At 59.6% G+C, this 23,522-nt stretch carries 16 protein-coding genes; 7 read left to right on the forward strand and 9 right to left on the reverse strand.

The genetic code is table 11. The features are described 5' to 3' along the window. The first annotated feature begins 4 nt into the window (after positions 1 to 4). The gene (locus tag AC193Q_RS24260) at positions 5 to 1,738 is read left to right on the forward strand and encodes a PTS fructose-like transporter subunit IIB (protein ID WP_315437892.1); all 1,734 of its coding nucleotides are present in this window, start codon (positions 5 to 7) and stop codon (positions 1,736 to 1,738) included. Between the two features lie 142 nt (positions 1,739 to 1,880). After that, positions 1,881 to 3,422 (forward strand): alkaline phosphatase D family protein, encoded by a 1,542-nt coding sequence (locus tag AC193Q_RS24265; protein ID WP_047291205.1) that lies wholly within the window; start codon positions 1,881 to 1,883, stop codon positions 3,420 to 3,422. A gap of 129 nt (positions 3,423 to 3,551) precedes the next feature. Here the strand turns inward: AC193Q_RS24265 and AC193Q_RS24270 are convergent, their stop codons facing one another. Together AC193Q_RS24270 and AC193Q_RS24275 are read right to left on the reverse strand one after the other, a co-directional pair. After that, on the reverse strand, positions 3,552 to 6,080 hold the full coding sequence (locus AC193Q_RS24270) for a PepSY domain-containing protein (RefSeq protein ID WP_047291207.1): 2,529 nt from the start codon (positions 6,078 to 6,080) through the stop codon (positions 3,552 to 3,554). A 235-nt stretch (positions 6,081 to 6,315) separates the two neighbouring features. After that, a complete protein-coding gene (locus tag AC193Q_RS24275; protein ID WP_047291209.1) occupies positions 6,316 to 8,637 on the reverse strand; it encodes a TonB-dependent receptor in 2,322 nt (773 codons plus the stop codon). 207 nt (positions 8,638 to 8,844) lie between these two features. On the opposite strand from AC193Q_RS24275, the gene AC193Q_RS24280 reads away from it, so the two are divergent. Together AC193Q_RS24280 and AC193Q_RS24285 are read left to right on the forward strand one after the other, a co-directional pair. After that, positions 8,845 to 9,525, forward strand: coding sequence for a Fe2+-dependent dioxygenase (locus AC193Q_RS24280; RefSeq protein ID WP_047291212.1), 681 nt, complete (start codon positions 8,845 to 8,847; stop codon positions 9,523 to 9,525). After that, complete coding sequence (locus AC193Q_RS24285) at positions 9,522 to 10,295, forward strand: tetratricopeptide repeat protein (protein WP_131671437.1); 774 nt, start codon at positions 9,522 to 9,524, stop codon at positions 10,293 to 10,295. The genes AC193Q_RS24280 and AC193Q_RS24285 overlap by 4 nt, the downstream gene beginning before the upstream one ends. Positions 10,296 to 10,315: 20 nt before the next feature. On the opposite strand, the gene AC193Q_RS24290 is transcribed toward AC193Q_RS24285, so the two are convergent. The 7 genes from AC193Q_RS24290 to AC193Q_RS24320 all read right to left on the reverse strand — a co-directional run bounded on the left by AC193Q_RS24290 (position 10,316) and on the right by AC193Q_RS24320 (position 18,087). After that, positions 10,316 to 11,317 (reverse strand): alpha-xenorhabdolysin family binary toxin subunit B, encoded by a 1,002-nt coding sequence (locus AC193Q_RS24290; RefSeq protein WP_483878900.1) that lies wholly within the window; start codon positions 11,315 to 11,317, stop codon positions 10,316 to 10,318. A 30-nt stretch (positions 11,318 to 11,347) separates the two neighbouring features. Continuing rightward, the gene (locus AC193Q_RS24295; RefSeq protein ID WP_047291219.1) at positions 11,348 to 12,421 is read right to left on the reverse strand and encodes an alpha-xenorhabdolysin family binary toxin subunit A; all 1,074 of its coding nucleotides are present in this window, start codon (positions 12,419 to 12,421) and stop codon (positions 11,348 to 11,350) included. Between the two features lie 427 nt (positions 12,422 to 12,848). Beyond that, the gene (locus AC193Q_RS24300; protein WP_047291221.1) at positions 12,849 to 14,012 is read right to left on the reverse strand and encodes a type III PLP-dependent enzyme; all 1,164 of its coding nucleotides are present in this window, start codon (positions 14,010 to 14,012) and stop codon (positions 12,849 to 12,851) included. Positions 14,013 to 14,662: 650 nt separating this feature from the next. Then, complete coding sequence (locus AC193Q_RS24305; protein ID WP_047291222.1) at positions 14,663 to 15,820, reverse strand: osmoprotectant ABC transporter ATP-binding protein OsmV; 1,158 nt, start codon at positions 15,818 to 15,820, stop codon at positions 14,663 to 14,665. Continuing rightward, a complete protein-coding gene (locus AC193Q_RS24310; RefSeq protein WP_041066877.1) occupies positions 15,817 to 16,470 on the reverse strand; it encodes an ABC transporter permease in 654 nt (217 codons plus the stop codon). The genes AC193Q_RS24305 and AC193Q_RS24310 overlap by 4 nt, the downstream gene beginning before the upstream one ends. A gap of 12 nt (positions 16,471 to 16,482) precedes the next feature. Beyond that, a complete protein-coding gene (locus AC193Q_RS24315; RefSeq protein ID WP_483878901.1) occupies positions 16,483 to 17,376 on the reverse strand; it encodes a glycine betaine ABC transporter substrate-binding protein in 894 nt (297 codons plus the stop codon). Positions 17,377 to 17,397: 21 nt separating this feature from the next. Beyond that, the gene (locus AC193Q_RS24320; protein WP_483879646.1) at positions 17,398 to 18,087 is read right to left on the reverse strand and encodes an ABC transporter permease; all 690 of its coding nucleotides are present in this window, start codon (positions 18,085 to 18,087) and stop codon (positions 17,398 to 17,400) included. Positions 18,088 to 18,469: 382 nt separating this feature from the next. On the opposite strand from AC193Q_RS24320, the gene AC193Q_RS24325 reads away from it, so the two are divergent. The 3 genes from AC193Q_RS24325 (at position 18,470) to AC193Q_RS24335 (ending at position 23,407) form a co-directional block, all read left to right on the forward strand. After that, positions 18,470 to 20,053 (forward strand): peptide chain release factor 3, encoded by a 1,584-nt coding sequence (locus tag AC193Q_RS24325; RefSeq protein WP_007965665.1) that lies wholly within the window; start codon positions 18,470 to 18,472, stop codon positions 20,051 to 20,053. 1,712 nt (positions 20,054 to 21,765) lie between these two features. Further along, a complete protein-coding gene (locus tag AC193Q_RS24330; protein WP_121183684.1) occupies positions 21,766 to 22,995 on the forward strand; it encodes an MFS transporter in 1,230 nt (409 codons plus the stop codon). Positions 22,996 to 23,152: 157 nt separating this feature from the next. Continuing rightward, the gene (locus AC193Q_RS24335; protein ID WP_047291237.1) at positions 23,153 to 23,407 is read left to right on the forward strand and encodes a hypothetical protein; all 255 of its coding nucleotides are present in this window, start codon (positions 23,153 to 23,155) and stop codon (positions 23,405 to 23,407) included. Positions 23,408 to 23,522: the final 115 nt, after the last annotated feature.

Genomic DNA, 23,522 nt, shown 5'->3' on the forward strand with positions numbered 1-23,522 from the left:
TGTCATGAAATTAGCCATTGTCACGGCCTGCCCGAACGGCATGGTCACCAGTGTGCTGTGCGCCCGTCTGCTCGACGCGGCGGCTCAGCGTCAGGGCTGGAGCACCAGCGTTGAAGTGGTCGATGCGGCGCATCCGGAACGTGAGTTGTCGGCCGCCACCATTGAGGCGGCGGAGTGGGTGTTGCTGGTCGCCACCGGTGACATCGACATGACGCGTTTTGTCGGCAAGCGCGTGTTCCGCATCGCCCCGGCGCAAGCGCTGCAAGATGTCGAAGCGGTGCTGCGTCGCGGTGCGCAAGAGGCTGAAGTTTATGTCGCCAGCGAAGCCGCCCCGCTTACCGCTGCGCCACGTGCGCCGCGCATCGTCGCCATCACCGCCTGCCCGACCGGTGTTGCCCACACTTTCATGGCGGCCGAGGCGTTGCAGCAGACGGCCAAGCGTCTGGGCTATGAACTGCACGTCGAAACCCAGGGTTCGGTCGGCGCGAAAACCCCGCTCAGCGCGACGGCGATTGCCGAGGCTGATGTGGTGTTGCTGGCGGCGGACATCGAAGTCGCCACCGAGCGTTTTGCCGGCAAGAAAATCTACCGCTGCGGCACCGGCATTGCCTTGAAGCAATCCGAAGCCACACTGAAAAAAGCCCTCGCCGAAGCTCAGGTGGAGAGCGCTGCGAGCGACGGCAAGGCGCCGGCCAAACAAGAGAAAACCGGCGTTTACAAACACCTGCTGACCGGTGTCTCGTTCATGCTGCCGATGGTGGTGGCCGGTGGTCTGATGATCGCGCTGTCGTTCGTCTTCGGCATCACCGCGTTCAAGGAAGAAGGCACGCTGGCGGCGGCACTGATGCAGATCGGCGGCGAGACCGCTTTCAAATTGATGGTGCCGCTGCTCGCCGGTTACATCGCCTACTCGATCGCCGACCGTCCGGGCCTGGCACCGGGGATGATTGGTGGTTTGCTTGCCAGCACATTGGGCGCCGGGTTTATCGGCGGGATCGTCGCCGGTTTCATCGCCGGTTATGCGGCCAAGGCCATCAGTCGTTATGTGGCGTTGCCGCAGAGTCTGGAAGCGCTGAAACCGATTCTGATCATCCCGTTGTTCGCCAGCCTGTTCACCGGTCTGGTGATGATCTACGTGGTGGGTAAACCGGTCGCCGGGATGCTCGCGGCGCTGACGCATTTCCTCGACAGCATGGGCACCACCAACGCGATCCTGCTCGGGGTATTGCTCGGCGGCATGATGTGCGTCGACCTCGGCGGACCGATCAACAAAGCCGCGTATGCCTTCTCGGTGGGGCTGCTGGCTTCGCAGAGTTATGCGCCGATGGCCGCGACCATGGCTGCCGGTATGGTGCCGCCCATCGGGCTGGGCATTGCCACGTTCATCGCTCGCCGCAAGTTCGCCCAGACCGAGCGCGAGGCCGGTAAAGCGGCGCTGGTGCTGGGGCTGTGCTTTATCTCTGAAGGGGCAATTCCGTTTGCTGCCAAAGACCCGCTGCGGGTGATCCCGGCGAGCATCGCCGGCGGTGCGCTGACCGGCGCGTTGTCGATGTACTTCGGCTGCAAACTGATGGCGCCGCATGGTGGCTTGTTTGTGCTGGCGATCCCCAATGCGATCAATCATGCGTTGTTGTATCTGCTGGCGATTGTCGCGGGGAGTCTGTTGACGGCTGTTGTCTATGCGACGGTCAAGCGTCCGGAAGCCGTTGAGTTGGCGCTGGAACCGGTAAAAGCTTAAGGGCAAAAGATCGCAGCCTTCGGCAGCTCCTACAGGGGATCGAGGTTCTCTGTAGGAGCTGCCGCAGGCTGCGATCTTTGTTTGTGTCATGCCGGATTCATGATCCCGTGCTTAAGTTTTCCTTTTTTCAGGGAGAACACGCATGAGCGATTTCAACGTTGGTCGCCGACGGGTCATGCAGGTTGTCGGTGCCGGGCTGCTGATGCCGGGGCTGGCGCCGGCAGTGATCGCGTCGGTCAAGGATCGGCCGCAACTCACCGACGGCGTGCAGTCCGGCGACCTGCAAGGCGACCGCGCGATGATCTGGAGCCGCAGCGACCGTCCGGCGCGGATGGTGGTCGAGTGGGACACCCGCAGCCAGTTTCGCCACCCGCGCCGTGTCGTCTCGCCCCTGGCTGACGCGCGCACCGATTTCACCGCCCGGGTTGAGCTGACCGGGCTGCCCGCCGATCAGGCGATTTTCTATCGGGTGTATTTCAAGGACGCGCAATCCGGCGTCGCCAGCGAACCGTGGCTCGGCCATTTGCGCAGCGCTCCGAAGGCGCGGCGCAATATCCGTTTCGTCTGGAGTGGCGACACCGTCGGCCAGGGCTTCGGCATCAACCCGGACATCGGCGGCATGCGCATCTACGAATCCATGCGCCTGCGCCTGCCGGACTTCTTTATCCACAGCGGCGACACCATCTACGCCGACGGCCCGGTGCCGGCGCAAGTAACCACCGAAGGCGGGCGGATTTGGCGCAACCTCACCACCGAAGCCAAGAGCAAAGTGGCGCAGACCCTCGACGACTATCGCGGCAATTACCGCTACAACCTGATGGATGAAAACATCCGCCGCTTCAATGCCGAAGTACCGCAGATCTGGCAGTGGGACGACCACGAAGTGGTCAACAACTGGTCGCCGGGCAAGCAGCTCGACGAGCGTTATCAAGAGAAAGATATCCACACCCTGGTCGGCCGTGCGCGCAAGGCCTGGCTGGAATATTCGCCGATGCGTTTGCAGGCGGCCGATGGCGGCGGGCGGATTTATCGCAAGCTCAGCTACGGGCCGATGCTCGACGTGTTCGTGCTCGACATGCGCAGCTATCGCGGGGCCAACGACGACAACCTTGGCGCGGCCAAACCGTTTTTGGGACGTGAACAACTGGACTGGCTCAAGCGCGGCTTGAAGCACTCCAAGGCACAGTGGAAGGTGATCGCCGCCGACATGCCGATCGGCCTCGGCGTGCCCGACGGCGAAGTCAGCCCCGGCGTCGCACGCTGGGAGGCGGTGGCCAACGGTGATCCCGGCCCGGCGCAAGGGCGTGAACTGGAAGTCGCCGAACTGCTCGGTTTTCTGCGGGCGCAGCACGTGCGCAATTTCGTGTTTCTGACCGCGGACGTGCATTACTGCGCGGCGCATCATTACCACCCGGATCGCGCGGCGTTTCAGGATTTCGAACCGTTCTGGGAGTTTGTCGCCGGGCCGCTGAATGCCGGCAGTTTCGGGCCCAATCCGCTGGACAAGACCTTCGGCCCGGAGGTGGTGTTCCAGAAAGCACCACCGACGCAGAACGCTTCACCGTTTGCCGGGTTTCAGTTTTTTGGCGAGGTGAATATCGAAGCGCAGAGCGGGGAGATGAGTGTGGTGTTGCGGGATTTGAATGGGGTGGCGGTTTTCGAGCAGAAGTTGCAGCCTGTCTGATTTCACAGGCACTGCAATTTCCTTGTGGGAGCGAGCTTGCTCGCGAAAGCGGTGGATCAGTTGACAATTAGGCCGACTGGCACGACGCCTTCGCGAGCAAGCTCGCTCCCACATGGGGTATGAGTAGTGTCAGTACACGTCGCGGCGGTAGCGACCCTGTTCGATCAGGCGTTCGACTTCGGCGCTGCCGAGGATGTCGTTGAGTGCCTGATCGACGCCAGCGGCCATGCCCTGAAGGCTGCCGCAGATATAGATCACCGCACCATCGGCCAGCCACTTCTTCAGCTCTTCAGCGGATTCGCGCAGGCGATCCTGGACGTAAATCTTCTGCGCCTGATCCCGTGAAAACGCCAGATCGAGTCGCGCCAGATCGCCATTGATCAACCACTCTTCCAGCTCCGCGCGGCAGAGGAAATCATGCTCGCGATTGCGCTCGCCGAACAGCAGCCAGTGACGCTGCTGACCGTCGGCGATGCGTGCCTTGAGCAGGCTGCGCAGCCCGGCGAGGCCGGTGCCGTTGCCCAGCAGAATCATCGGCACCGGTTCGTTTGGCAGGTGGAAGCCACTGTTGCGACGTACACGCAGGCTGATGCTGCCGCCGACCGGAGCATGCTCGGTCAGCCAACCGGAACCGATGCCCAGGCTGCCATCGCTGTGCTGCTCCTGGCGCACGATCAACTCCAGCACACCGTCAGCGGCAATCGAGGCAATCGAGTACTCGCGCATCGCCAGCGGCACCATTGCCTCCACCAGCGCTTGCGCATGCAGGCCGACCAGATGCGCGCGATGCTCGGGCAGTTGGCGCGAGGCGAGGGCGACTTCCAGCGGCTCTTCCAGGCCGTTGATCGTCACGCGGGTTTCGCCGCGAATGCCGAGGCCGTCGAGGAAATGTTCGACCGCCCACGCGCAATTGCGTGGCAGCACCTCTACCAGATCCCCGGCCAGCCAGCTGCTGGTACTCGGCGCCTTCAGGCCCAACAGGTAAACCGGCGCGCCGCTGCTGTCGGGGTTCATCAGTTCGCGGCTGACCAGCGTCCAGTTGTCGTAGCTCGGCGCTTGCCAGGTGTCGACCGGCGCTTGCCCGGTGATCAGGCCGAGCTGCGTCTGCCAGTGACGCAGGGCGTACGGGTCGCCGCTGTCGACTTCCACCGGAGCGAACAGGGTCTTGCCGCCGTGATCGTCAAGCCACTGATGCAGGCGTCGGGCGAAGCCGCAGAATTGTGGGTACTGGCGATCGCCGAGGCCCAGCACCGCATAGTTCAGGCCGTCGAAGCTGGCAGCGGTGCGCAGCACTTTGCGTTCGAAACCGCGCGCGCTGTCCGGTGCTTCGCCGTCGCCGAACGTGCTGACCACGAACAACGCATTGCTCGATTCGCGCAGATCCTCGGCGCTGACGTCCGCCAGCGGCTGCACCTTCACCGGCAACCCGGCGGCCTGTAATTGCCCGGCGGTCTGCCAGGCCAGTTGTTCGGCAAAACCACTCTGAGTGGCAAAACCCACCAACCATGCCGGTGCATCGCCGGCCGGAGTCTGAAGACCTTTGCGTGCGTCCTGAATCTGTTTTTTCTTGCGCCGGCGGTCCAGATACAGCAGCCATCCGGTGATGAAAAACAGCGGCATGCACACCGCCGCGAGGGTGACGATGATCCGTCCGGCCAGACCGAAATAGCTGCCGACGTGCAGCGCGTAAATGCTGGTCAACAGCTGCGCTTTGAAGCTCTTGTCGGCGTAGCGGTCGACACGTTTGACCACGCCGGTGGCCGGGTCGAGGGTGATCTGGTTCAGCGCGCGATCATGCGGCGAGCTGTCGAGCAGGTAGAACACGGTCGCCGGTTGCCCGGCCACTGGCGGCATGCGGATGTTATACGCCGACAGGCCCGGGCCGGCAGCGCTATAGATGCTGCTCCACATCGCCGCGTAGTCGGCCGTCGGTGCCGGGCCTTCCGGCGCCGGGCCACGACCGCCGCGCATGCGTTCGTTTTGCGGCGCATCGGAAAGCAGTCTGGTCAGGCCTTTGTTGTACCACTCGTACGACCAGGACAACCCGGTCAACGCCAGCAGCAGATACACCAGCAGGCACCAGGTGCCGGCCACCGAGTGCAAATCCCAGTTGAAGCTGCGGCCCTTTTTCTGCCAGTCGAGGGTCAGCCACACGCGCCAGCTGTTCCACTGGCGCGGCCAGCGCAGGTACAGCCCGGAGAGGCAGAAGAACACCAGGATCAAGGTGCAGGCGCCGGTGATGTTGCGCCCGGTATCGCCCATGGCGAGGAAGCGGTGCAGTTGCAGCATCAGACCGAAAAAGTCCTGGCCCACAGCGTCGCCCATGAACTCGCCGGTGTACGGATCGAAGTAGCGCATCTCGCCGCGACGTTCGCCTTTGGGCGGGGTGAAGTAGACACGTGCGGCGTTGCCGCTGTCGGTTTCGACCCAGAGCATCGCGACTTTCTTGCCGGCGCTTGCTTCGATGTGTTCCACCAGCTCGACCGGGGGCAGGACGCCAGCGACCTGTTTTTCCACCTGCAACACCGACGGGTTCAGCGCCCGCAGGATTTCGTCCTGGAACGAGTAGGCGGCACCGGTAATGCCCATCAGGGCCAGCACCAGCCCGGCAGTGATGCCGAAAAACCAGTGCAACTGGAACAGGGTTTTCTTCAACACGTCGCTCGCCTTGTCCGTTCGAAAATTGTCATCACGGCGCGCATTATGCCGTGGGTTGTCGAGAGCTTCTTTGATTACGCACAAAGGCCCCGTTCAGTCGATGAACGGGGCCAAGCCTTGCGGCGCATACCTTGTGGGAGCGAGCCTGCTCGCGAAGACGTCGTGTCAGTCAGCCTCTACTTGACTGACCCACCGCTTTCGCGAGCAGGCTCGCTCCCACAGGTTTCCACATCGGTCAGAAGTGGAAGTTGGTGCTCAACAATGCAGTACGGCCCGCCGCCTGGTTGGCGAAGTGCGTCGAGAAGGCTTTGTCGTAGTAGACCTCGTTGGTCAGGTTCTGCACGTTGAGTTGCAGGTCGACGTTCTTGCTCAGCTTGTAGGCGGCCATCGCGTCGTAGCGGACATAGGAATCGACCATCGTGGTGTTGGCCACGCTGCCGTAGACGTCGTCGACGTAGAACGCGCCGCCACCGAGGGTCAGCTTCGGCGTGACCTGGTAAGTGGTCCATAGGCTGGCGCTGTTTTTCGGCGTGTTCGGCAACTCGTTACCGTTGTTGGCCTTGTTGGTCGGCAGGTCGCCACCGTCCACCTGTTCGCTGTCCATGTAGGCGTAGCCAGCGAACACTTGCCACTTGTCGGTGATCTTGCCGCTGGCCGACAGCTCGATACCTTGCACGCGGGTCTTGCCGGCGTTTTCGTACGAGGTGGTGTCGACTTGTACGCGAGCGTTTTCTTTCTCGGTGCGGAAGAGGTCAGCGGTCAGCGACAGGCGATCGTTCAGCAGATCCCACTTGGTACCGATTTCGTAGTTCTTGGTGGTTTCCGGCTCCATGTCGCTCTTGAGCAGGTTGCCATTGCGGTCCGGAGTGCCGCCCAGCGGGTTGCCTTCCTGGCCTTCGCCGAGGGTGTTGCCCGGTGGCGTCGCGGAGGTTGCGTAGGAGGCGTAGATGCTGCCGTTTGGTGCCGGTTTGTAGACCACGCCGAACTGACCGGTGACGAACTCGCTGGTGTCATCACCCTTGGAAGTGGTGGTGCCTGCTTTGTTGTAGGTCTTGTAGTCGGTATCGAAGTGGTCGTAACGCAGGCCCATGTTCACCAGCCACTGCTCGGACAACTCCAGGGTGTCGAACGCATACAGCGCATAGGTGTTGGCCTTGGTGTCGGTGCCGGCGTAGTTGCGCGAGATCGCGCCGTTCCACGGATCGTTAGGGTTCGGATTCGACAGCGAGGTGCAGTTGTAGCCGCTCGATGCGCCAATCATCGACGGGGTGCAATTGGTGGTCGCGGCGCTGGTGCGCGGCGTGGTGTCAGTGTTGACGTTGTACGAGGATTTCTGGCCTTCCTCGCGGGTGTATTCGACACCGGTGGAGAAGCTGTTCTTGAAACCGGCGACATAGAAATTGCCGAACAGATCAGTCTGATTGGTGGTGGTCTCGGTGTTGCTGACCCGCGTGTTGGCACGGCGCCAGACGCTGCCATTGTTGACGTTGCCCTTGCTGTCGTCCGGCTGAGTCAGGATGTAATCCTGCATGCTGGTGCCGTGCCGCAGGGTGTTCTTGATGGTCAGCGAGTCGCTCAGGTCATGCTCGATGGCGAAAGTCGCGGTGTCGGTGCGGCCCTTGCGGAAGTCCCGATCCAGACCGTAGAAGTTGCTGTGATCGCCACCGGCGTACGGCTTGTCCGGGTTGGACTTGGTACGTGCCGCCGAACCACCGGCCGGAATGGTGTAAGGAATGCCCGAGTCCGGGGTGTCGTTGCTTTCCAGATGGTAGTAGTCGAGGTTGACCCGGGTGTCGGTGCCCAGACCAAACGCCAGGGACGGCGCGATGCCCCAGCGATCGTAGTCGACCTTGTCGCGACCGGCGACATTGCTCTCGTGGCTCATCAGGTTCAGGCGGCCGGCAGCGGTGTCGCTGAACTGGTAGTTGCCATCCAGGGTGTATCGCTGGGTCTGGTCGGAACCCCAGGTGAAACCACCGTCGAACGAGTTGCCCAGGTGTGCTTTTTTGCTCACCAGGTTGATGCTGCCGCCGGCTGCGCCACGACCGCCGATGGCCGAGTTCGGGCCTTTGCTGACTTCAATGTTCTCCACAGCGAAGATTTCGCGGCTCTGCGAACCGGTGTCGCGCACGCCGTCGAGGTAGGTGTCGCCTTGAGCGTCGAAGCCGCGGATGAACGGACGGTCACCCTGCGGGTTGCCGCCTTCACCGGCACCGAAGGTGATGCCCGGCACGGTGCGCAGCGCGTCCTGCATGTTCAGGGCGCCGGTGTCTTTGAGCACTTGTTGCGGGATGACGGTGACCGAGCGCGGGGTATCAACCAGCGGCGCGGTGTACTTGGGCGAGGAGGCTTTTTCGACCTGGTAGGACGTCGAGTCCTGCGCTTCGCCGGTGATGGCGGTAGCGTCCAGGGCGATGGCATTGCCGGAGGCTTTGCTGTCGGTCTTTTCTGCGGCGAAGACCATGTGGCCAGCGGAACCGGCGGTGATGGCGACACCAATGGCCGAAGCGAGCAGGCGTGGTGAACTGACCGGCAATTGTGCGTGTTGACGTGACATTTTTATTCCCCTCCCCAAGGATTTGAGGTCGCGGAATATAGGGTAAACAGGTATTCGTATCAATTGCGAAACATTGTTATTCGCGACGAATTTACATTCTTTACAATTTAACCTTACGGTTTTTACCGGTTCATCCGTCACGCGGGTTTTACACAGACAATAAGAATCAATACCATTGGCACCCCTTTACCATCAGGTACGATCGCCATGCTGTTGCATATCCCCGGCCTGTTCGGCAAAGAAGAGGTGCAGCGCATCCGCGAGGCGCTGGAGCAGGCGGATTGGGCCGATGGCAAAATAACCGCCGGCTATCAGTCGGCCAAGGCCAAGCACAATCTGCAACTGCCGGAAGGCCATCCGCTGGCCAAGGAAATCGGTGCCGCGATGCTCGAGCGGCTGTGGAAAAATCCGCAGTTCATGTCCGCTGCGCTGCCGCACAAAGTATTCCCGCCGTTACTCAACTGCTACACGGCGGGCGGCAGTTTCGACTTTCACATCGACAACGCCGTGCGTCAGCCCAAAGGCAGCATCGAGCGGGTGCGCACCGATCTGTCGGCCACGCTGTTTTTCAGTGAGCCCGAGGATTACGACGGCGGCGAACTGGAGATTCAGGACACCTTTGGCACGCAACGGGTGAAACTGCCCGCCGGCGACATGGTGCTGTACCCCGGCACCAGCCTGCACAAGGTCAACGCCGTCAGCCGTGGTGCGCGTTATGCGTCGTTCTTCTGGACGCAGAGTCTGGTGCGCGAAGACAGCCAGCGCGCCTTGCTGTTCGAGATGGACGGGGCGATCCAGCAGCTCACTCAGGACATGCCTGATCACCCGTCGCTGATTCGCCTGACCGGCACCTATCACAACCTGCTGCGGCGCTGGGTTGACGTATGAGTTTTCAACTGCGGCGCGAGGAAGTGCTCGACGTTGCGCAGCTCAGCGCCATGCTCGAAGAAAGTCCGGCGCGTGCGGCGCAGGCGATTCTGCTCGCCGCCGGCCAGGGCATTGTTGAAGCGCAGGCGTTGCTCGGGCAGATCCTGCTCGATGGCCGTGGCATTGCTCAGGATCAAACGTTGGCACTGCGCTGGTTCGCCATCGCCGCCAGGCAAGGGCACTTGATGGCGCGCAACATGCTGGGCCGTTGTCATGAGCATGGCTGGGGATGCGTCGCGAATGCCGCGATTGCCGCGCAGCATTATCGAATCGCCGCTGACGCGGGGCTGGATTGGGCGATGTACAACCTCGCCAATCTGCTGGCGACCGGGCGCGGTGTCATGGTCGATCAGCGTCAGGCATTGGCGTTGTATCGGCGCGCCGCTGAAGCGGGTCATGCGAAGTCAATGAACCTGCTGGGACGGTATCTGGAGGAAGGGCGGGCAGGCCCGATGGATCTGCCAGCAGCACACGACTGGTATCGACGCTCCGCCGAGGGTGGGGATTTTCGCGGGCAGTTCAGTCACGCCGCGATCCTGGCGCAAGCGGGGCGAATCGAAGAGGCGCTGCAATGGCTGCGCAAGGCTTTATGGCTCGGCAATGTGAAGTTCCTGCGCGTCAGCGGCGAATCGCTGCTGGCATCCGCGCATCCGCAGATACGCGCCATGGGCGCCGAGTACCGTCAGCGTCTGGCGGCCCTTGACGCCGAGGCGCCTGCTCTCCATCAGTAATCGAGGGCAGGCGCCTTCGATCACCCGCGTAACCAGCGTCCCTGCAGCGGTATCAGGTAATTGCGCAGGGACTGGCTGTGTTCCAGCAATCGTTCGCCACGCCGCAGAACGTCTTCATTCGGCACAGCCGTGACCGCACCGAGAAACGCGGAAAACGCAGCCGTCAGTTTGCCGGCCTCACTGACATAGGTTTGCTGGTGTGGCACAACCTTCTGGGTATCTTTCAACTGGCGGGTCTTGTCGTCGTTGTCGCGCAGTTGCCTGGCCAGCGACGCCACGCGCTCCTCGCGTTGTGCAAGGCGCGTCTGGATGATCTGACGCGCCTTGATCAGATCCTTGTATTTGATCAGCTCGTTGGCTTCGTCGAGAAACTTGTTGGCGATAATCAGTCCGGCCTCCAGTGCCGCCGCCTCAGGGGTGGTCGGTTTGTTGCCGATGATCGCCTTCAGTTGTTCAAGCAATGGCTTGATTCGATCAATGAATGTCAGCTTTTCGAACTCGGCAATGGCCAGATTCAGAACGGTTTCATCGTCTTTCAATTCAGCCAGCGGGATTTTCTCGGCGTCGTACTCTTGGGTCAGACTGATTTTGGCCGCAGCCAATTCTTCAAGTCGGAAACGATTGTTGCTGATGGCGATGCTCTGTACGCCGAACACACCGTTGTGCAGTGAAGCGTGCAACCTGGTCATGTGTTCAGCGCATAGCTTGATCAGTTGCGTGACGATGTGCGAATACTGCTGGCGTGCTTTTTCAACCTGAGCACTAGTTTCACTGGCGTTGAGGCTGGCCAGTGCCTGCAGGTTTTCGTTCAGGTCGTCGGTCTCCAGCGCTGTAATTGCCGAAGTGAAGATATTCGCGGCCGTAAGATCAAGGTCGCTGACGGCGGCATTCAAAGCGATCAACTCATCGCTCAAGGCTTTGATATACAGGTTGGCAGAGCCAACGAGCGCTTGATAACGAATTGCCTCGCGGCTTTCTTGAATACGGCCGAGGTCAGGCTGGGCGTAAATAAGGTTGGTCATGATGAATATTTCCTGAATGATTGGATGGTGTCAGTCGAATGCGTGGATGAGTTGATTCGCGTTGGCTTGAACGGTTTTCCAGTTTTTAATAACAATCTTGAAACTGGAGACAAAACTTCTGAGGGTCAGAAATTCGTGCATACCCATGACTTTATTTTGCGAAGCATTGATGTAGTCAGTAATGGAGATCCATAGCGTCTCCAGTTGCGAGGTACTCTGGATGGCTCCTTCGACATACAGCGACATGCTGTCCAGACCCGACTGGAATTCCAGAAGCGTGCCGGCCAGGATGTTGGTTTGTTTGATCTGCTCCGCGAGTTGATCTCGCTGGGCGATCAATGGGCGTAAATGGGTACTCTGCTGAAGTTCGAGCGTTTTGTAATAAACGCTCGAGCCGAGGGGGCCGCCTTGGTAAGCGGTGAAAAAACCAAGAATGTGATCAAAAAAATCCGGCGCCGTCTCGCGGGTTTTTTCCTGTATGAGTTTGTTCGCCCGATCAATCGAAACGTTCAATTCGGTCAGTTGTCGGTTGAGTTGCGCATCGCCGGCCAAACGTAGTTTTTCGCCAATACTCACGGCAACGTTGTCGTTAAGATCGGTCCTGAAATACTTCAAACGTTCGCTGACATCCAGACTGCTGAGCTGCTTCTCGCCGATCGATCTTGCAATGAATGCGAGAGATTCCTGAATGGAGCCAAATCGATTCTTTTCTGCCGTGCCGATCTCCAGTGGCGGGAGCCTGGTTATTTCTTCTTCGCTCAGCGAGTCGATGGTGCCCAGGTAATTTATGTAGCCCGGCATCGTCACGATGGCGTCGATAATTTCCTGACCAAAACTTTCCAGGTCCTCCGAAAAGGTCGAGAGACTTCCGGCCACACGCTTCATCGAATACTCGATATCGATCCACGAATTGGCATTGTTGATGATCGTATGATTAAGCTGAACAATGTCAGTAAGTTCCAGGCCGGTAATGCCGGTGTGTTTGGTTTTTAATTGGCGTTCTACATCTTCGACATTGCGTGGCAATGCTTTGGCGGCAGAGATGTAGTTCTTTATTTTTCGAATGTCGTCCTTGGTGATGAGCGGATTTGGACTGGGTTGCACTTTTTAATTCCTTGAGTGGTTGTAAGAGTCTCAAGGTTAATATTGCTTTTGCTTGTGAGTATAGGTATTGAGTGTGACTTCTTGTTGTTTATTATTTGTCGTTTTTTGAAATCTCTTGCATAAGTGGTGGATGAGTTTTGGTTGTTCGGGATGTGTGTATTTTTTAATATTTAACGGCTTGTGGGTATTTGTTTTCGTGAACTAAGTTGAATGGCAGATTATCAATAGGAGCGCTCACAGAGAAATTTGCGATTGCTAAAGGAGGAGGTTGACGACCTTGCAGACGCTGACGACGTTCGTGAAGACAGGGAGGCTGAATTGTCGGCTATTGGCAAAAAGATCCATGCGCAGTTGACCCGTATCGAGTCATGGCTGCGCCAATAAAAAAGGCCCATGAAAACATGGGCCTTTTTTCAATCGACGTGGGTTACACGTAGAACGATTTCAGCGGTGGGAAGCCATTGAATTCGACGGCGCTGTAACTGGTGGTGTAGGCACCGGTCGAAAGCCAGTACAGACGATCACCGATCGCCAGGTTCAGTGGCAGGCCGTACTTGTAGTTCTCGTACATGATGTCGGCGCTGTCGCACGTTGGACCGGCGATCACCACTTCTTCCATCTCGCCTTTCTTCTCGGTCCAGATCGGGAACTTGATGGCTTCGTCCATAGTTTCGATCAGCCCGGAGAACTTGCCCACATCGGTGTAGACCCAACGCTCGACGGCGGTGCGCGATTTACGTGCGACCAGTACCACTTCGCTGACCAGAATGCCGGCATTGGCGATCAGCGAACGGCCCGGTTCCAGAATGATTTCCGGCAGGTCATCACCGAAGTCTTCTTTCAGGAAACGGATGATTTCTTCGGCGTAGGTTTCCAGGCTGTTGGTACGGGTGATGTAGTTGGCCGGGAAGCCACCGCCCATGTTGATCAGCTTCAGGTGGATACCGTCTTCTTCCTTCAGGCGCTCGAAGATCACTTTGACCTTGGCGATCGCCGCGTCCCAGACGCTGATGTCGCGCTGCTGCGAACCGACGTGGAACGAGATGCCGTAAGGCACCAGACCGAGGTCGCGGGCGAGGATCAGCAGGTCCATGGCCATGTCGGTCTGGCAGCCGAACTTGCGCGACAGCGGCCAGTCAGCGGTGGTCGAGCCTTCGGTGAGGATGCGCACATAGACTTTCGAACCCGGCGCGGCTTTGGCGATGTTGCGCAGGTCGGCTTCGGAGTCGGTGGCGTACAGGCGCACGCCCTTCTCGAAGAAGTAGCGGATGTCCTTGGACTTCTTGATGGTGTTGCCGTAGCTGATCTGATCCGGGCTGACGCCACGGCTCAGGACTTTGTCCAGCTCATAGATGGAGGCGATATCAAAGCTCGAGCCTTTCTCTTTGAGCAGGTCGATGATCTCGACAGCCGGGTTGGCCTTGACCGCGTAGTAGACCTTGGCGAATTCGAAACCGGCGCGCAGGTCATCGTAGGCCTGGGCGATCATCGCGGTGTCGATCACCACGAACGGGGTTTCCTGTTTGTCGGCGAACGCCTTCATTTTCTGAAAGGTTTCGCGCGCGAAATAGTCTTCGACCTGGATCGACATGCTGGAGTGCTCCTATGGGCAAACGGGTAAAAACATGGGTGTAAATGAACGTCCTCCGTATCCCCACTTTGGTTCGCCTACTTCCCAAGGCATGTCGCCGAAAGCAAAAAGGCCACGGGCGTAACTGCCCTTGGCCTTGCTGTCTCGTCGTCAGTACTTGAGCCGGATGGATCGTTTCCAGCATGGACGTTCGGCGCGAACTTTAGGGCGTGAGGGGCCTGAGATCAACTAAAAATGTCGCGTTTTTGCACGCTTCTGACGTACGTCGCGGATATCACTCTTTGTAGCCGACCGAGATGACGGACAGATGTTCCCCACCAATTTTCATGTGTTAAAAATACCTGCACGTTCGCCGCTTTTGTCAGCTAACTCAAGGGCAAGTACGTTAGGCGCAACATCGGCGACGTTGGCGGCGAGAGGTGGGTGTGAGGGGGATTTTGATAAATATGGCGGGTGCTTTAGGAGTGCCAGAGCTCACCTCGGTGTTGATATTCTTTTCCAGTCTTTGAATACACAAAAAAACTGTGGCGAGGGAGCTTGCTCCCGCGGGACTGCGAAGCAGTCCCCGCTTTTTTAAAAGCAGGGCCGCTTCGCGACCCAGCGGGAGCAAGCTCCCTCGCCACAGGGTAGATATTCGACCTTTTAATTGATCAGGCGACCACGGCCTCAGCCGGCGAAACGATATTGGTCTTCATGCCCCGCGAACGTCCCGAGCTCAGGTAAGCCGCAATCGACTCCTGCGTCACCTCGCCAAGGAACACCCGCTCGGCATCCATCACCGGCAGCCACGAACGATTGAACTCGTACATGCGCGACAACAGGATGCGCAGGTGCTCGTCGTACGCTGCAGTGGCGTTGAACTCACGGAGGAATTGCGCGCAGGTGCCGGTCTGGCGATGCAGGTCGCGGCGTCGCACATAACCCAGCGCCTTGTTCTCGGCACAGGTGACCACCACGTAGCGGCGGTCGTGCTCGTCCATCAACTCCAGCGCATCGGCCACCGGGGTTTCCGGACTGACCGACGGGGCGTTGTCCGCCGCGTCTTCCGCCTTCACCAGCAGCAGACGCTTGAGGGTGCTGTCCTGGCCGACGAAGTTGCTGACGAAGTCGTCCGCCGGGTGCGCGAGCAGGGTGTCCGGGTGATCGATCTGCAGCAGCTTGCCGGCGCGGAAGATCGCGATCTTGTCACCGAGTTTGATCGCTTCGTCGATGTCGTGGCTGACCATGATCACGGTCTTGTTCAGCGCGCGTTGCATCTCGAAAAACTCGTTCTGGATCATCTCGCGGTTGATCGGGTCGACCGCGCCGAACGGCTCGTCCATCAGCAACAGTGGCGCATCGGCCGCCAGCGCACGGATCACTCCGATGCGCTGTTGCTGACCGCCGGACAGTTCACGCGGGTAGCGATGCAGATACTGCTTGGGTTCCAGCTTGATCATGCTCATCAATTCGCGGGCGCGGTCGTGGCATTTCTGTTTGTCCCAGCCGAGCAGTTTCGGCACCACGACGATGTTCTCTTCGATGGTCATGTTCGGGAACAGACCGATCTGCTGGATCACGTAGCCGATGTTGCGGCGCAAGGTCACTTCGTCGAGGTCGGTGGTGTCTTCGCCGTTGATCAGGATCTTGCCCGAGGTCGGTTTGATCAGACGGTTGATCATTTTCAGCGTGGTGCTTTTGCCGCAACCCGATGGCCCGAGGAACACACAGATCTCGCCTTCATTGACGGTCAGGCTCACCGAGTCCACGGCTTTGACATCTTTGCCGTTGCTCTGAAAGGTCTTGCTGAGGTTTTGAAGTTCGATCATTTGAGGAGTCCTTTTGGAGTCAGCGTACGTTGCAGCCACTGCAGGAGAAGGTCGGCGAAGATCGCCAGAAGACTGACCAGCAGCGCGCCGACGATCAGCATCGACATGTCGCTGCGGCTGATGGAGGCGAGGATCAGCACACCGAGGCCTCCGGCGCCGATGGTCGCGGCGATGGTCATCACGCCGATGTTCATCACCACCGCAGTGCGCACGCCGGCGAGAATCACCGGCACCGCAATCGGCAGCTCGACCATGCGCAGGCGCTGGCCGAAGGTCATGCCGATGCCGCGCGCGGCTTCACGAATGCCCGGTTCGACGCCGGTCAGGGCGAGGTAGGTGTTGCGCATGATCGGCAGCAGCGAATAGAGGAACACCGCAGTGATCGCCGGCATCGGCCCCAGGCCCTGGCCGAATTTGGAATAGAACGGCAGCAGCAGGCCGAACAGGGCAATCGACGGCACGGTCAGCAACACTGTGGCGCTGGCTTGCAAGGGACCTGCGAGTGTCGGGAACCGCGTCATCAGAATGCCCAGCGGCACGCCGATGAGAATCGCCAATGTCACCGCGATGCCGACCAGGGTGATGTGCTGCCAGGTCAGGTGCATCACCTGCTGCCAGTCGAGGTGGGAAAAGGCGTTCAGAAATTCCATGACTTTTCCTCCTTAGTTGAGTGGATGCTGGCGCAGGAAATCGGCGGCCACTTTCGATGGGCTTTCGTGATCGACGTCGACCCGCGCGTTGAGCTGGCGCATGGTTTCGTCGTCGAACAGTTGCGCCAGCGGCTTGAGTTGCTCGGCCAGTTGCGGGTGCGCGTCGAGGTAGGCCTGGCGCACCACGGGCGCGGCGGTGTAGTCGGGGAAGTAGTGCTTGTCGTCTTCCAGCAGTTTCAGGCCGAACGCATTCAAGCGGCCGTCGGTGGTGTAGACCAGACCGGCAAACACTTGGCCATTGCGCAGCGCGGTGTAGACCAGCCCCGCGTCCATCTGCCGGATGTTCTTGCGGGTCAGGTTCATGTCGTAGAGCTTGACCATGCCGTCCAGACCGTCGGAGCGGTTGGCGAACTCGGTGTCCAGCGCCACCAGGTGATTGGTCCGGGCTTCATCGCGCAGCACCTTGTTCAGGTCGCTGATGGTGTTGATCTGCGGATACTCCTCGGCGACTTTTTTCGGCAGGGCGAGGGCGTAGGTGTTGCTGAATTTCGACGGGGTCAGCCAGACCAGGCCTTTTTTCGCGTCGAGTTCTTTGACCCGGGCGTAGGACTGTTCGCTGTCGAGTTTCTCGGTGACATGGTTGTAGGCCACCAGCGACACGCCGGTGTATTCCCAGAGCATGTCCAGCTGTCCGCTTTCGTGGGCGCTGCGGGCGAGGTTGCTGCCCAGACCGCCGGTGATCTGCGCGTCGTAGCCTTTGCTGCGCAAGTATTGCGCGGTGATTTCCGCGAGCAGGGTCTGCTCGGTGAACACCCGGGCGCCGAGGCGGATAACCGGTTTTTCGGCGGCTTGGGCCAGTCCTGCAAACAGCAGGAGGCAGCTCAAGATCAAGCTAAATCGTTTCATAACTATTCCTTCGCAAAAGCCTTAAGACGGGCGCAGACCGCGTTCCAGCCAGAGACGGCTGGCGAGGGTGACGACGCCATCGAGCAGCAGGGCCAGCAGCGCGGTACACGCAGCGCCGAGCAGCAGTTGCGGCTGATTGTTCAGGGCGATGCCGGGGAAGATCAGGCTGCCGAGGCTGTTGGCGCCGATCAGGAAGGCCAGCGGTGCGGTGCCGACGTTGATCGCCAGCGCCACGCGCACGCCACCGATGATGATCGGCACGGCGTTAGGCAATTCGACTTTCCACAGCACCTGGCGCGGGGTCATGCCGATGCCGACGGCGGCTTCTTTGAGCGACCCCTGAACGTTTTTCAGGCCTTCGTAGGTGTTGCGCACAATTGGCAACAGAGAAGCGAGGAACAAAGCGAAGATCGCCGGACCACTGCCGATGCCGAGAATCCCCAGGGCAATCGCCAGTACCGCCAGCGGAGGCACGGTGTTGCCGATATTGAAGATTTGCATGAAGCGTTCAGCGCGGCCGACCATGCTCGGGCGGCTGAGAAAGATACCGGCGGGGATGCCCACGACCATGGCGGCCAGCATTGAAGCGAGGACGAGAATCAGATGAGCTTGCAGGTAAAACAACAAATCGTCGCGGTAGTGTTCGATCGTGTTGATGCCGATCCAGTGGACCAGCAGGGCCAGGAGCGCGATCACCACCGCACCTCCCATCAGCCCTTTGCCATAGCGGATAGCCACAGGCGGACTCCTTTTTTTGTAGTCGGCGAGCGCAGCTCCGTGTGGCAAGGCCATTCCTGGCTGCCGAAGTCAGCGTTCGCGAAAAGTAGCCGTTTTTCAGGACCGGCAAAGCGATCTGAAAGCGAGCCATGAGCGCAGCCTCGTCAGGCTAACTTGCTGATTTTTCAGCCCCTGACGAAATGTCGTAACAGGGGATGGACGTCTCCGTGCTTTAAAAGGTTCCCACGTTAGACACTGTTTGGCCACCTGTAGGAGCTGCCGCAGGGGTTTTGCGCGACCGAGGGACGGTGGTTCGGCGGTTACTTTTTAAGCTATACTCGCCGCCCTTTTTTGAATCACCGCCAGGCGATTTCCCATGACCAACCAGGCCGCCGAAGTCGCGAAACGCCGCACTTTCGCCATTATTTCCCACCCCGATGCCGGTAAAACCACGATCACCGAAAAGCTCCTGTTGATGGGCAAGGCGATTGCAGTGGCCGGCACGGTGAAATCCCGTAAATCCGACCGCCATGCGACATCCGACTGGATGGAGATGGAGAAGCAGCGGGGTATTTCCATTACCACGTCGGTCATGCAGTTCCCGTATCGCGAACACATGATCAACCTGCTCGACACCCCGGGCCACGAAGACTTCTCCGAAGACACCTACCGCACCCTGACCGCAGTCGACTCGGCGCTGATGGTGCTCGACGGCGGTAAAGGTGTCGAGCCACGGACCATCGCCCTGATGGACGTCTGCCGTCTGCGTGACACGCCGATCGTCAGCTTCATCAACAAACTCGACCGTGACATCCGCGACCCGATCGAACTGCTCGACGAAATCGAAGCCGTCCTCAAGATCAAGGCAGCGCCGATCACCTGGCCGATCGGTTGCTACCGCGACTTCAAGGGCGTGTACCACCTGGCCGACGACTACATCATTGTCTACACCGCCGGTCACGGTCACGAACGCACTGAAACCAAGATCATCGAGAAACTCGATTCCGACGAGGCGCGTGCGCACTTGGGCGACGAGTACGAGCGCTTCCTCGAACAGCTGGAACTGGTGCAGGGCGCCTGCCACGAGTTCAACCAGCAGGAGTTCCTCGACGGTCAACTGACTCCGGTGTTCTTCGGTACCGCACTGGGCAACTTCGGGGTCGACCACGTACTTGACGCCGTTGTGGACTGGGCGCCGCGTCCGCTGGCCCGTGTCGCCAACGAGCGCACCGTCGAGCCGGTGGAAGAGAAGTTCTCGGGCTTCATCTTCAAGATCCAGGCGAACATGGACCCGAAACACCGCGACCGTATCGCTTTCATGCGTATCTGCTCCGGCAAGTACGAGAAAGGCATGAAGATGCGCCATGTGCGTACCGGCAAGGACGTGCGCATCGGCGACGCCCTGACGTTCTTCTCTTCCGAGCGTGAACAGCTGGAAGAGGCGTACGCCGGCGACATCATCGGTCTGCACAACCACGGCACGATCCAGATCGGCGACACCTTCAGCGAAGGCGAAGTCCTCGGTTTCACCGGCATCCCGCACTTTGCGCCGGAACTGTTCCGTCGCGTACGTCTGCGTGATCCGCTGAAGTCCAAGCAATTGCGTCAGGGTCTGCAGCAGTTGGCTGAAGAGGGCGCGACTCAGGTGTTCTTCCCGGAGCGCAGTAACGACATCATTCTTGGCGCCGTCGGTGTGCTGCAGTTTGATGTGGTCGCCAGTCGTTTGAAGGAGGAATACAAGGTCGAGTGCTCGTATGAGCCGATCACTGTTTACTCGGCGCGCTGGATCGAATGCAGCGACAAGAAGAAGCTTGAGGAGTTTTCCAACAAGGCGGTGGAGAACCTCGCGCTGGATGGCGGTGGGCACCTGACCTACCTGGCGCCGACGCGGGTTAACCTGGCGTTGATGGAAGAGCGTTGGCCGGATGTGAAATTCCGTGCGACGCGTGAGCATCATTAAGCGCTGAGCTGGGTTGTTCGAAAGCCCCTGAGGTGTAGGCCTTGGGGGCTTTTCTTTGGGACTTTGTCTTGGCGGCCTTTGGGCCGGCCAGGCTTCGGGTGGTTTTGGGTGTATATCCGTTTTTTCGGTGATGGCGGCTTAGGGTTTCGCCCTGACGGCGACTCACTTTTTTGACAAACGCCTCAAAAAAGTAAGCAAAAAAAGGCTTGCTCCTGCGTTCGGCCCGCTCGCTGGGGCTCGGGGTCCCTTCGTTGCGGGATTGATCCGGGCGCAGCGCCTACGGTTTGCTTCGCTGCACCTCCTCTCGCTGTGTTTGGCTTCGCCAAACGGTCGCTGCGCTCCCACCCCCGGATCAATCCCTCCACTCAGCCTTCCGATGTCGCCCGTGGATCAAGATCAAAAGCGGTACTCGAGCTAACGCTCATCGTGTTGAGTGGTGAGGAGCAAGAGCGGTGCGCGTTCTGCTCTTGCTCTTGTGTGGGAGCTGGCTTGCCAGCGATGGCGGCCTGTCAGCCGACCAATCTCCCACTGAAGTCACTCAATTTCCCTGTGGGAGCGAGCCTGCTCGCGAAGGCGCCCTGCCAGCCAACCGTTCTCCAAATGAATACCCCAATCCGTTGTGGGAGCTGGCTTGCCAGCGATGGCGGCCTGTCAGCCGACCAATTTCCCACTGAAGTCACTCAATTTCCCTGTGGGAGCGAGCCTGCTCGCGAAGGCGCCCTGCCAGCCAACCGTTCTCCAAATGAATACCCCAGTCCATTGTGGGAGCTGGATTGCCAGCGATGGCGGCCTGTCAGCCGACCAATCTCCCACTGAAGTCACTCAATTTCCCTGTGGGAGCGAGCCTGCTCGCGAAGGCGCCCTGCCAGCCAACTGTTCTCTAAATAAATACCCCAATCCATTGTGGGAGCTGGCTTGCCAGCGATGGCGGCCTGTCAGCCGAGCAATCTCCCACTGAAGTCACTCAATTTCCCTGTGGGAGCGAGCCTGCTCGCGAAGGCGCCCTGCCAGCCAACCGTTCTCCAAATGAATACCCAATCCATTGTGGGAGCTGGCTTGCCAGCGATGGCGGCCTGTCGGCCGACCAATCTCCCACTGAAGTCACTCAATTTCCCTGTGGGAGCGAGCCTGCTCGCGAAGGCGCCCTGCCAGCCAACCGTTCTCCAAATGAATACCCAATCCATTGTGGGAGCTGGCTTGCCAGCGATGGCGGCCTGTCAGCCGAGCAATCTCCCACTGAAGTCACTCAATTTCCCTGTGGGAGCGAGCCTGCTCGCGAAGGCGCCCTGCCAGCCAACCGTTCTCCAAATGAATACCCAATCCATTGTGGGAGCTGGCTTGCCAGCGATGGCGGCCTGTCGGCCGACCAATCTCCCACTGAAGTCACTCAATTTCCCTGTGGGAGCGAGCCTGCTCGCGAAGGCGCCCTGCCAGCCAACCGTTCTCCAAATGAATACCCCAATCCGTTGTGGGAGCTGGCTTGCCAGCGAAGGCGGCCTGCGAGCCGACCATTTTCTAATCGAACTGAGCGACCGAGGGCTGCGATCTTTTGGATTTGAAACGCGAAGTCAAAAGATCGCTGCCTACGACAGCTCCCACAGGGTTGTAGGGCGACTCTGTATTTTCAGATATCGATGTTCTTGAGCGCGACAACCGGTGTGCTGGGCGTTAGTGTTTCAGGTCCCCGCCAGTCGCTTTGAGAGGTCAATGGAATGACGCGCAACCTCGTCCATCTGCTGCGCCCCAACGGCTATTTCAGCCTGATGGCCTGGGTGCTTGCGGCGCTGCTGTTCATTAATCGCTTGAGCAGCATGGTCAAATTGTTCATGGCGCTGTATCTGCGTCAGGAGCTGGGGCTGGCGATCGAGACGGTGGGCTGGCTGTTGTCGGCTTACGGTGCCGGGTTGTTGATCGGTTCGATGCTCGGTGGGTTGCTCAGTGATCATGTGCGGACGGCGCGGCTGACCGCCGCGTTGTTCTTTGTTTCCATGTGGGTGTTGATCCTGTTGGGGCTGGTGACGCAGGTGGCGTTGCTGGCCGTGTTGCTGTTGCTCAGTGGTGCCGTCGACGGGGCGATTAGAACGCTGCATCAGCGGCTGATCATGGAGTATTGCGAGCCTGCGCAGCGCTCCCGTGCTCAAGCCTTGAGCCGGGTGGCGCGAAACCTTGGTATGGCGGCTGCCGGGGTGGCCGGCGGGGTGTTGGCGCAGACGGATTTCCGTTGGGTGTTTTTTGTCAGTGCGGCGATGACGCTGCTCGCGTTGCTGTGGTTTGTGCGCACCACCTGGCGCCGCGTGGTACTCAAGCCCGATGAGGTGACCGAAGCTGGCACTCGTACACCGTTGCGCGACGCGGCATTCCTCTGGCTGCTCGGTGCGGCCGTGTTGCTGGGGATGGCCTTCGACACGGTTTACAGCACGCTGGGCAACTATCTGCGCGATTACTACCACTTGAGCACCGAGGCCATCGGCTGGCAGTTCGGGCTTAACGCGATGCTGGTGGTGGCGCTGCAGATCCCGCTTACGCACTGGGGCGAGCGCTGGGGCTTGCGTCGGCAATTGCTCGCGGGTTGTGTGTTGTTGGCGGTCGGGTTGGGGATGTTGCCGTTTGGCTCCGGCTTGTTTTACGTGTGTCTGTCGACGGTGATCTGGACCTTGGGTGAAGCTTTTTTCATGCCGCCGCTGAATGTGCTGGTCATGCGGCACGCGCAGGGTGGCAAAAGCGGCCAGTATTTCGGTCTGTTTTTCATGAGCTGGAGCGCCAGTGCATTGTTGTCGCCGGTGTTGAGTGGTCAGCTGTATGGGCACTTCGGCGGCCACAGTGTATGGCTTGCGAGCGCGACACTGGCGTTGTTGACCTTGCCGCTGATTTGCCTGGCGACGCGCTCGTCGACCCAGGCCAAAGCGCTGGCCACCAGCGAACGCACGGTCTCGCTTAGCTGATTCGGTTATAGCGGTTATTCACAAGTGATCTCTCGTACCAGGGCATTTCCCGGGGTTGGTCAGCGTCCTATCTGGTGAACCGGACTGATCGGAACTAGATTTCATTCAGCGCCGGATCGGCACCCCAGGCTTCAACCACGAAAGGATGGAAATGGCTATGAGCATTTTTCAACGCATTGTGCTGTTGCTTAAGGTTTTGGTGATGTTGACGCTTGGCACTACGGCGGCGTGGGCAAGTTCTGCCACACCATCACAGGGGTTTAACGCAGCCCACGGGCAAGCCGGTGTGGTCATGCTGGCCAAGTCTGAATCCGAACCGGGCGATCAGGATCAGGGCGGCAGCAAGGATGATGACGACTCGACCACTGACGAGCCGGACACTGACGATGACGAAGGCGACAGCCAGTCGTAAATCGCCGGCAAAAGAAAACCCCTTCTTCCCCGACTGATGCGCAATCGGGGGAGAAGAGGTTTGGGTTAACACATTATTTCCGGATAAACACGATTCCTGCAGGAGCTGCCGCACG

The organism is Pseudomonas sp. F2 (genome assembly GCF_057174385.1).

Coding starts and splice junctions, on each gene's coding strand:
- AC193Q_RS24310 (WP_041066877.1), bottom strand. CDS start 16,470: ATGGAATTTCTGAACGCCTTTTCCCACCTCGACTGGCAGCAGGTGATG.
- AC193Q_RS24320 (WP_483879646.1), bottom strand. CDS start 18,087: ATGGGAGGTGCGGTGGTGATCGCGCTCCTGGCCCTGCTGGTCCACTGG.
- AC193Q_RS24300 (WP_047291221.1), bottom strand. CDS start 14,012: ATGTCGATCCAGGTCGAAGACTATTTCGCGCGCGAAACCTTTCAGAAA.
- AC193Q_RS24290 (WP_483878900.1), bottom strand. CDS start 11,317: ATGACCAACCTTATTTACGCCCAGCCTGACCTCGGCCGTATTCAAGAA.
- AC193Q_RS24285 (WP_131671437.1), top strand. CDS start 9,522: ATGAGTTTTCAACTGCGGCGCGAGGAAGTGCTCGACGTTGCGCAGCTC.
- AC193Q_RS24265 (WP_047291205.1), top strand. CDS start 1,881: ATGAGCGATTTCAACGTTGGTCGCCGACGGGTCATGCAGGTTGTCGGT.
- AC193Q_RS24315 (WP_483878901.1), bottom strand. CDS start 17,376: ATGAAACGATTTAGCTTGATCTTGAGCTGCCTCCTGCTGTTTGCAGGA.
- AC193Q_RS24305 (WP_047291222.1), bottom strand. CDS start 15,820: ATGATCGAACTTCAAAACCTCAGCAAGACCTTTCAGAGCAACGGCAAA.
- AC193Q_RS24335 (WP_047291237.1), top strand. CDS start 23,153: ATGAGCATTTTTCAACGCATTGTGCTGTTGCTTAAGGTTTTGGTGATG.
- AC193Q_RS24330 (WP_121183684.1), top strand. CDS start 21,766: ATGACGCGCAACCTCGTCCATCTGCTGCGCCCCAACGGCTATTTCAGC.
- AC193Q_RS24275 (WP_047291209.1), bottom strand. CDS start 8,637: ATGTCACGTCAACACGCACAATTGCCGGTCAGTTCACCACGCCTGCTC.
- AC193Q_RS24280 (WP_047291212.1), top strand. CDS start 8,845: ATGCTGTTGCATATCCCCGGCCTGTTCGGCAAAGAAGAGGTGCAGCGC.
- AC193Q_RS24260 (WP_315437892.1), top strand. CDS start 5: ATGAAATTAGCCATTGTCACGGCCTGCCCGAACGGCATGGTCACCAGT.
- AC193Q_RS24325 (WP_007965665.1), top strand. CDS start 18,470: ATGACCAACCAGGCCGCCGAAGTCGCGAAACGCCGCACTTTCGCCATT.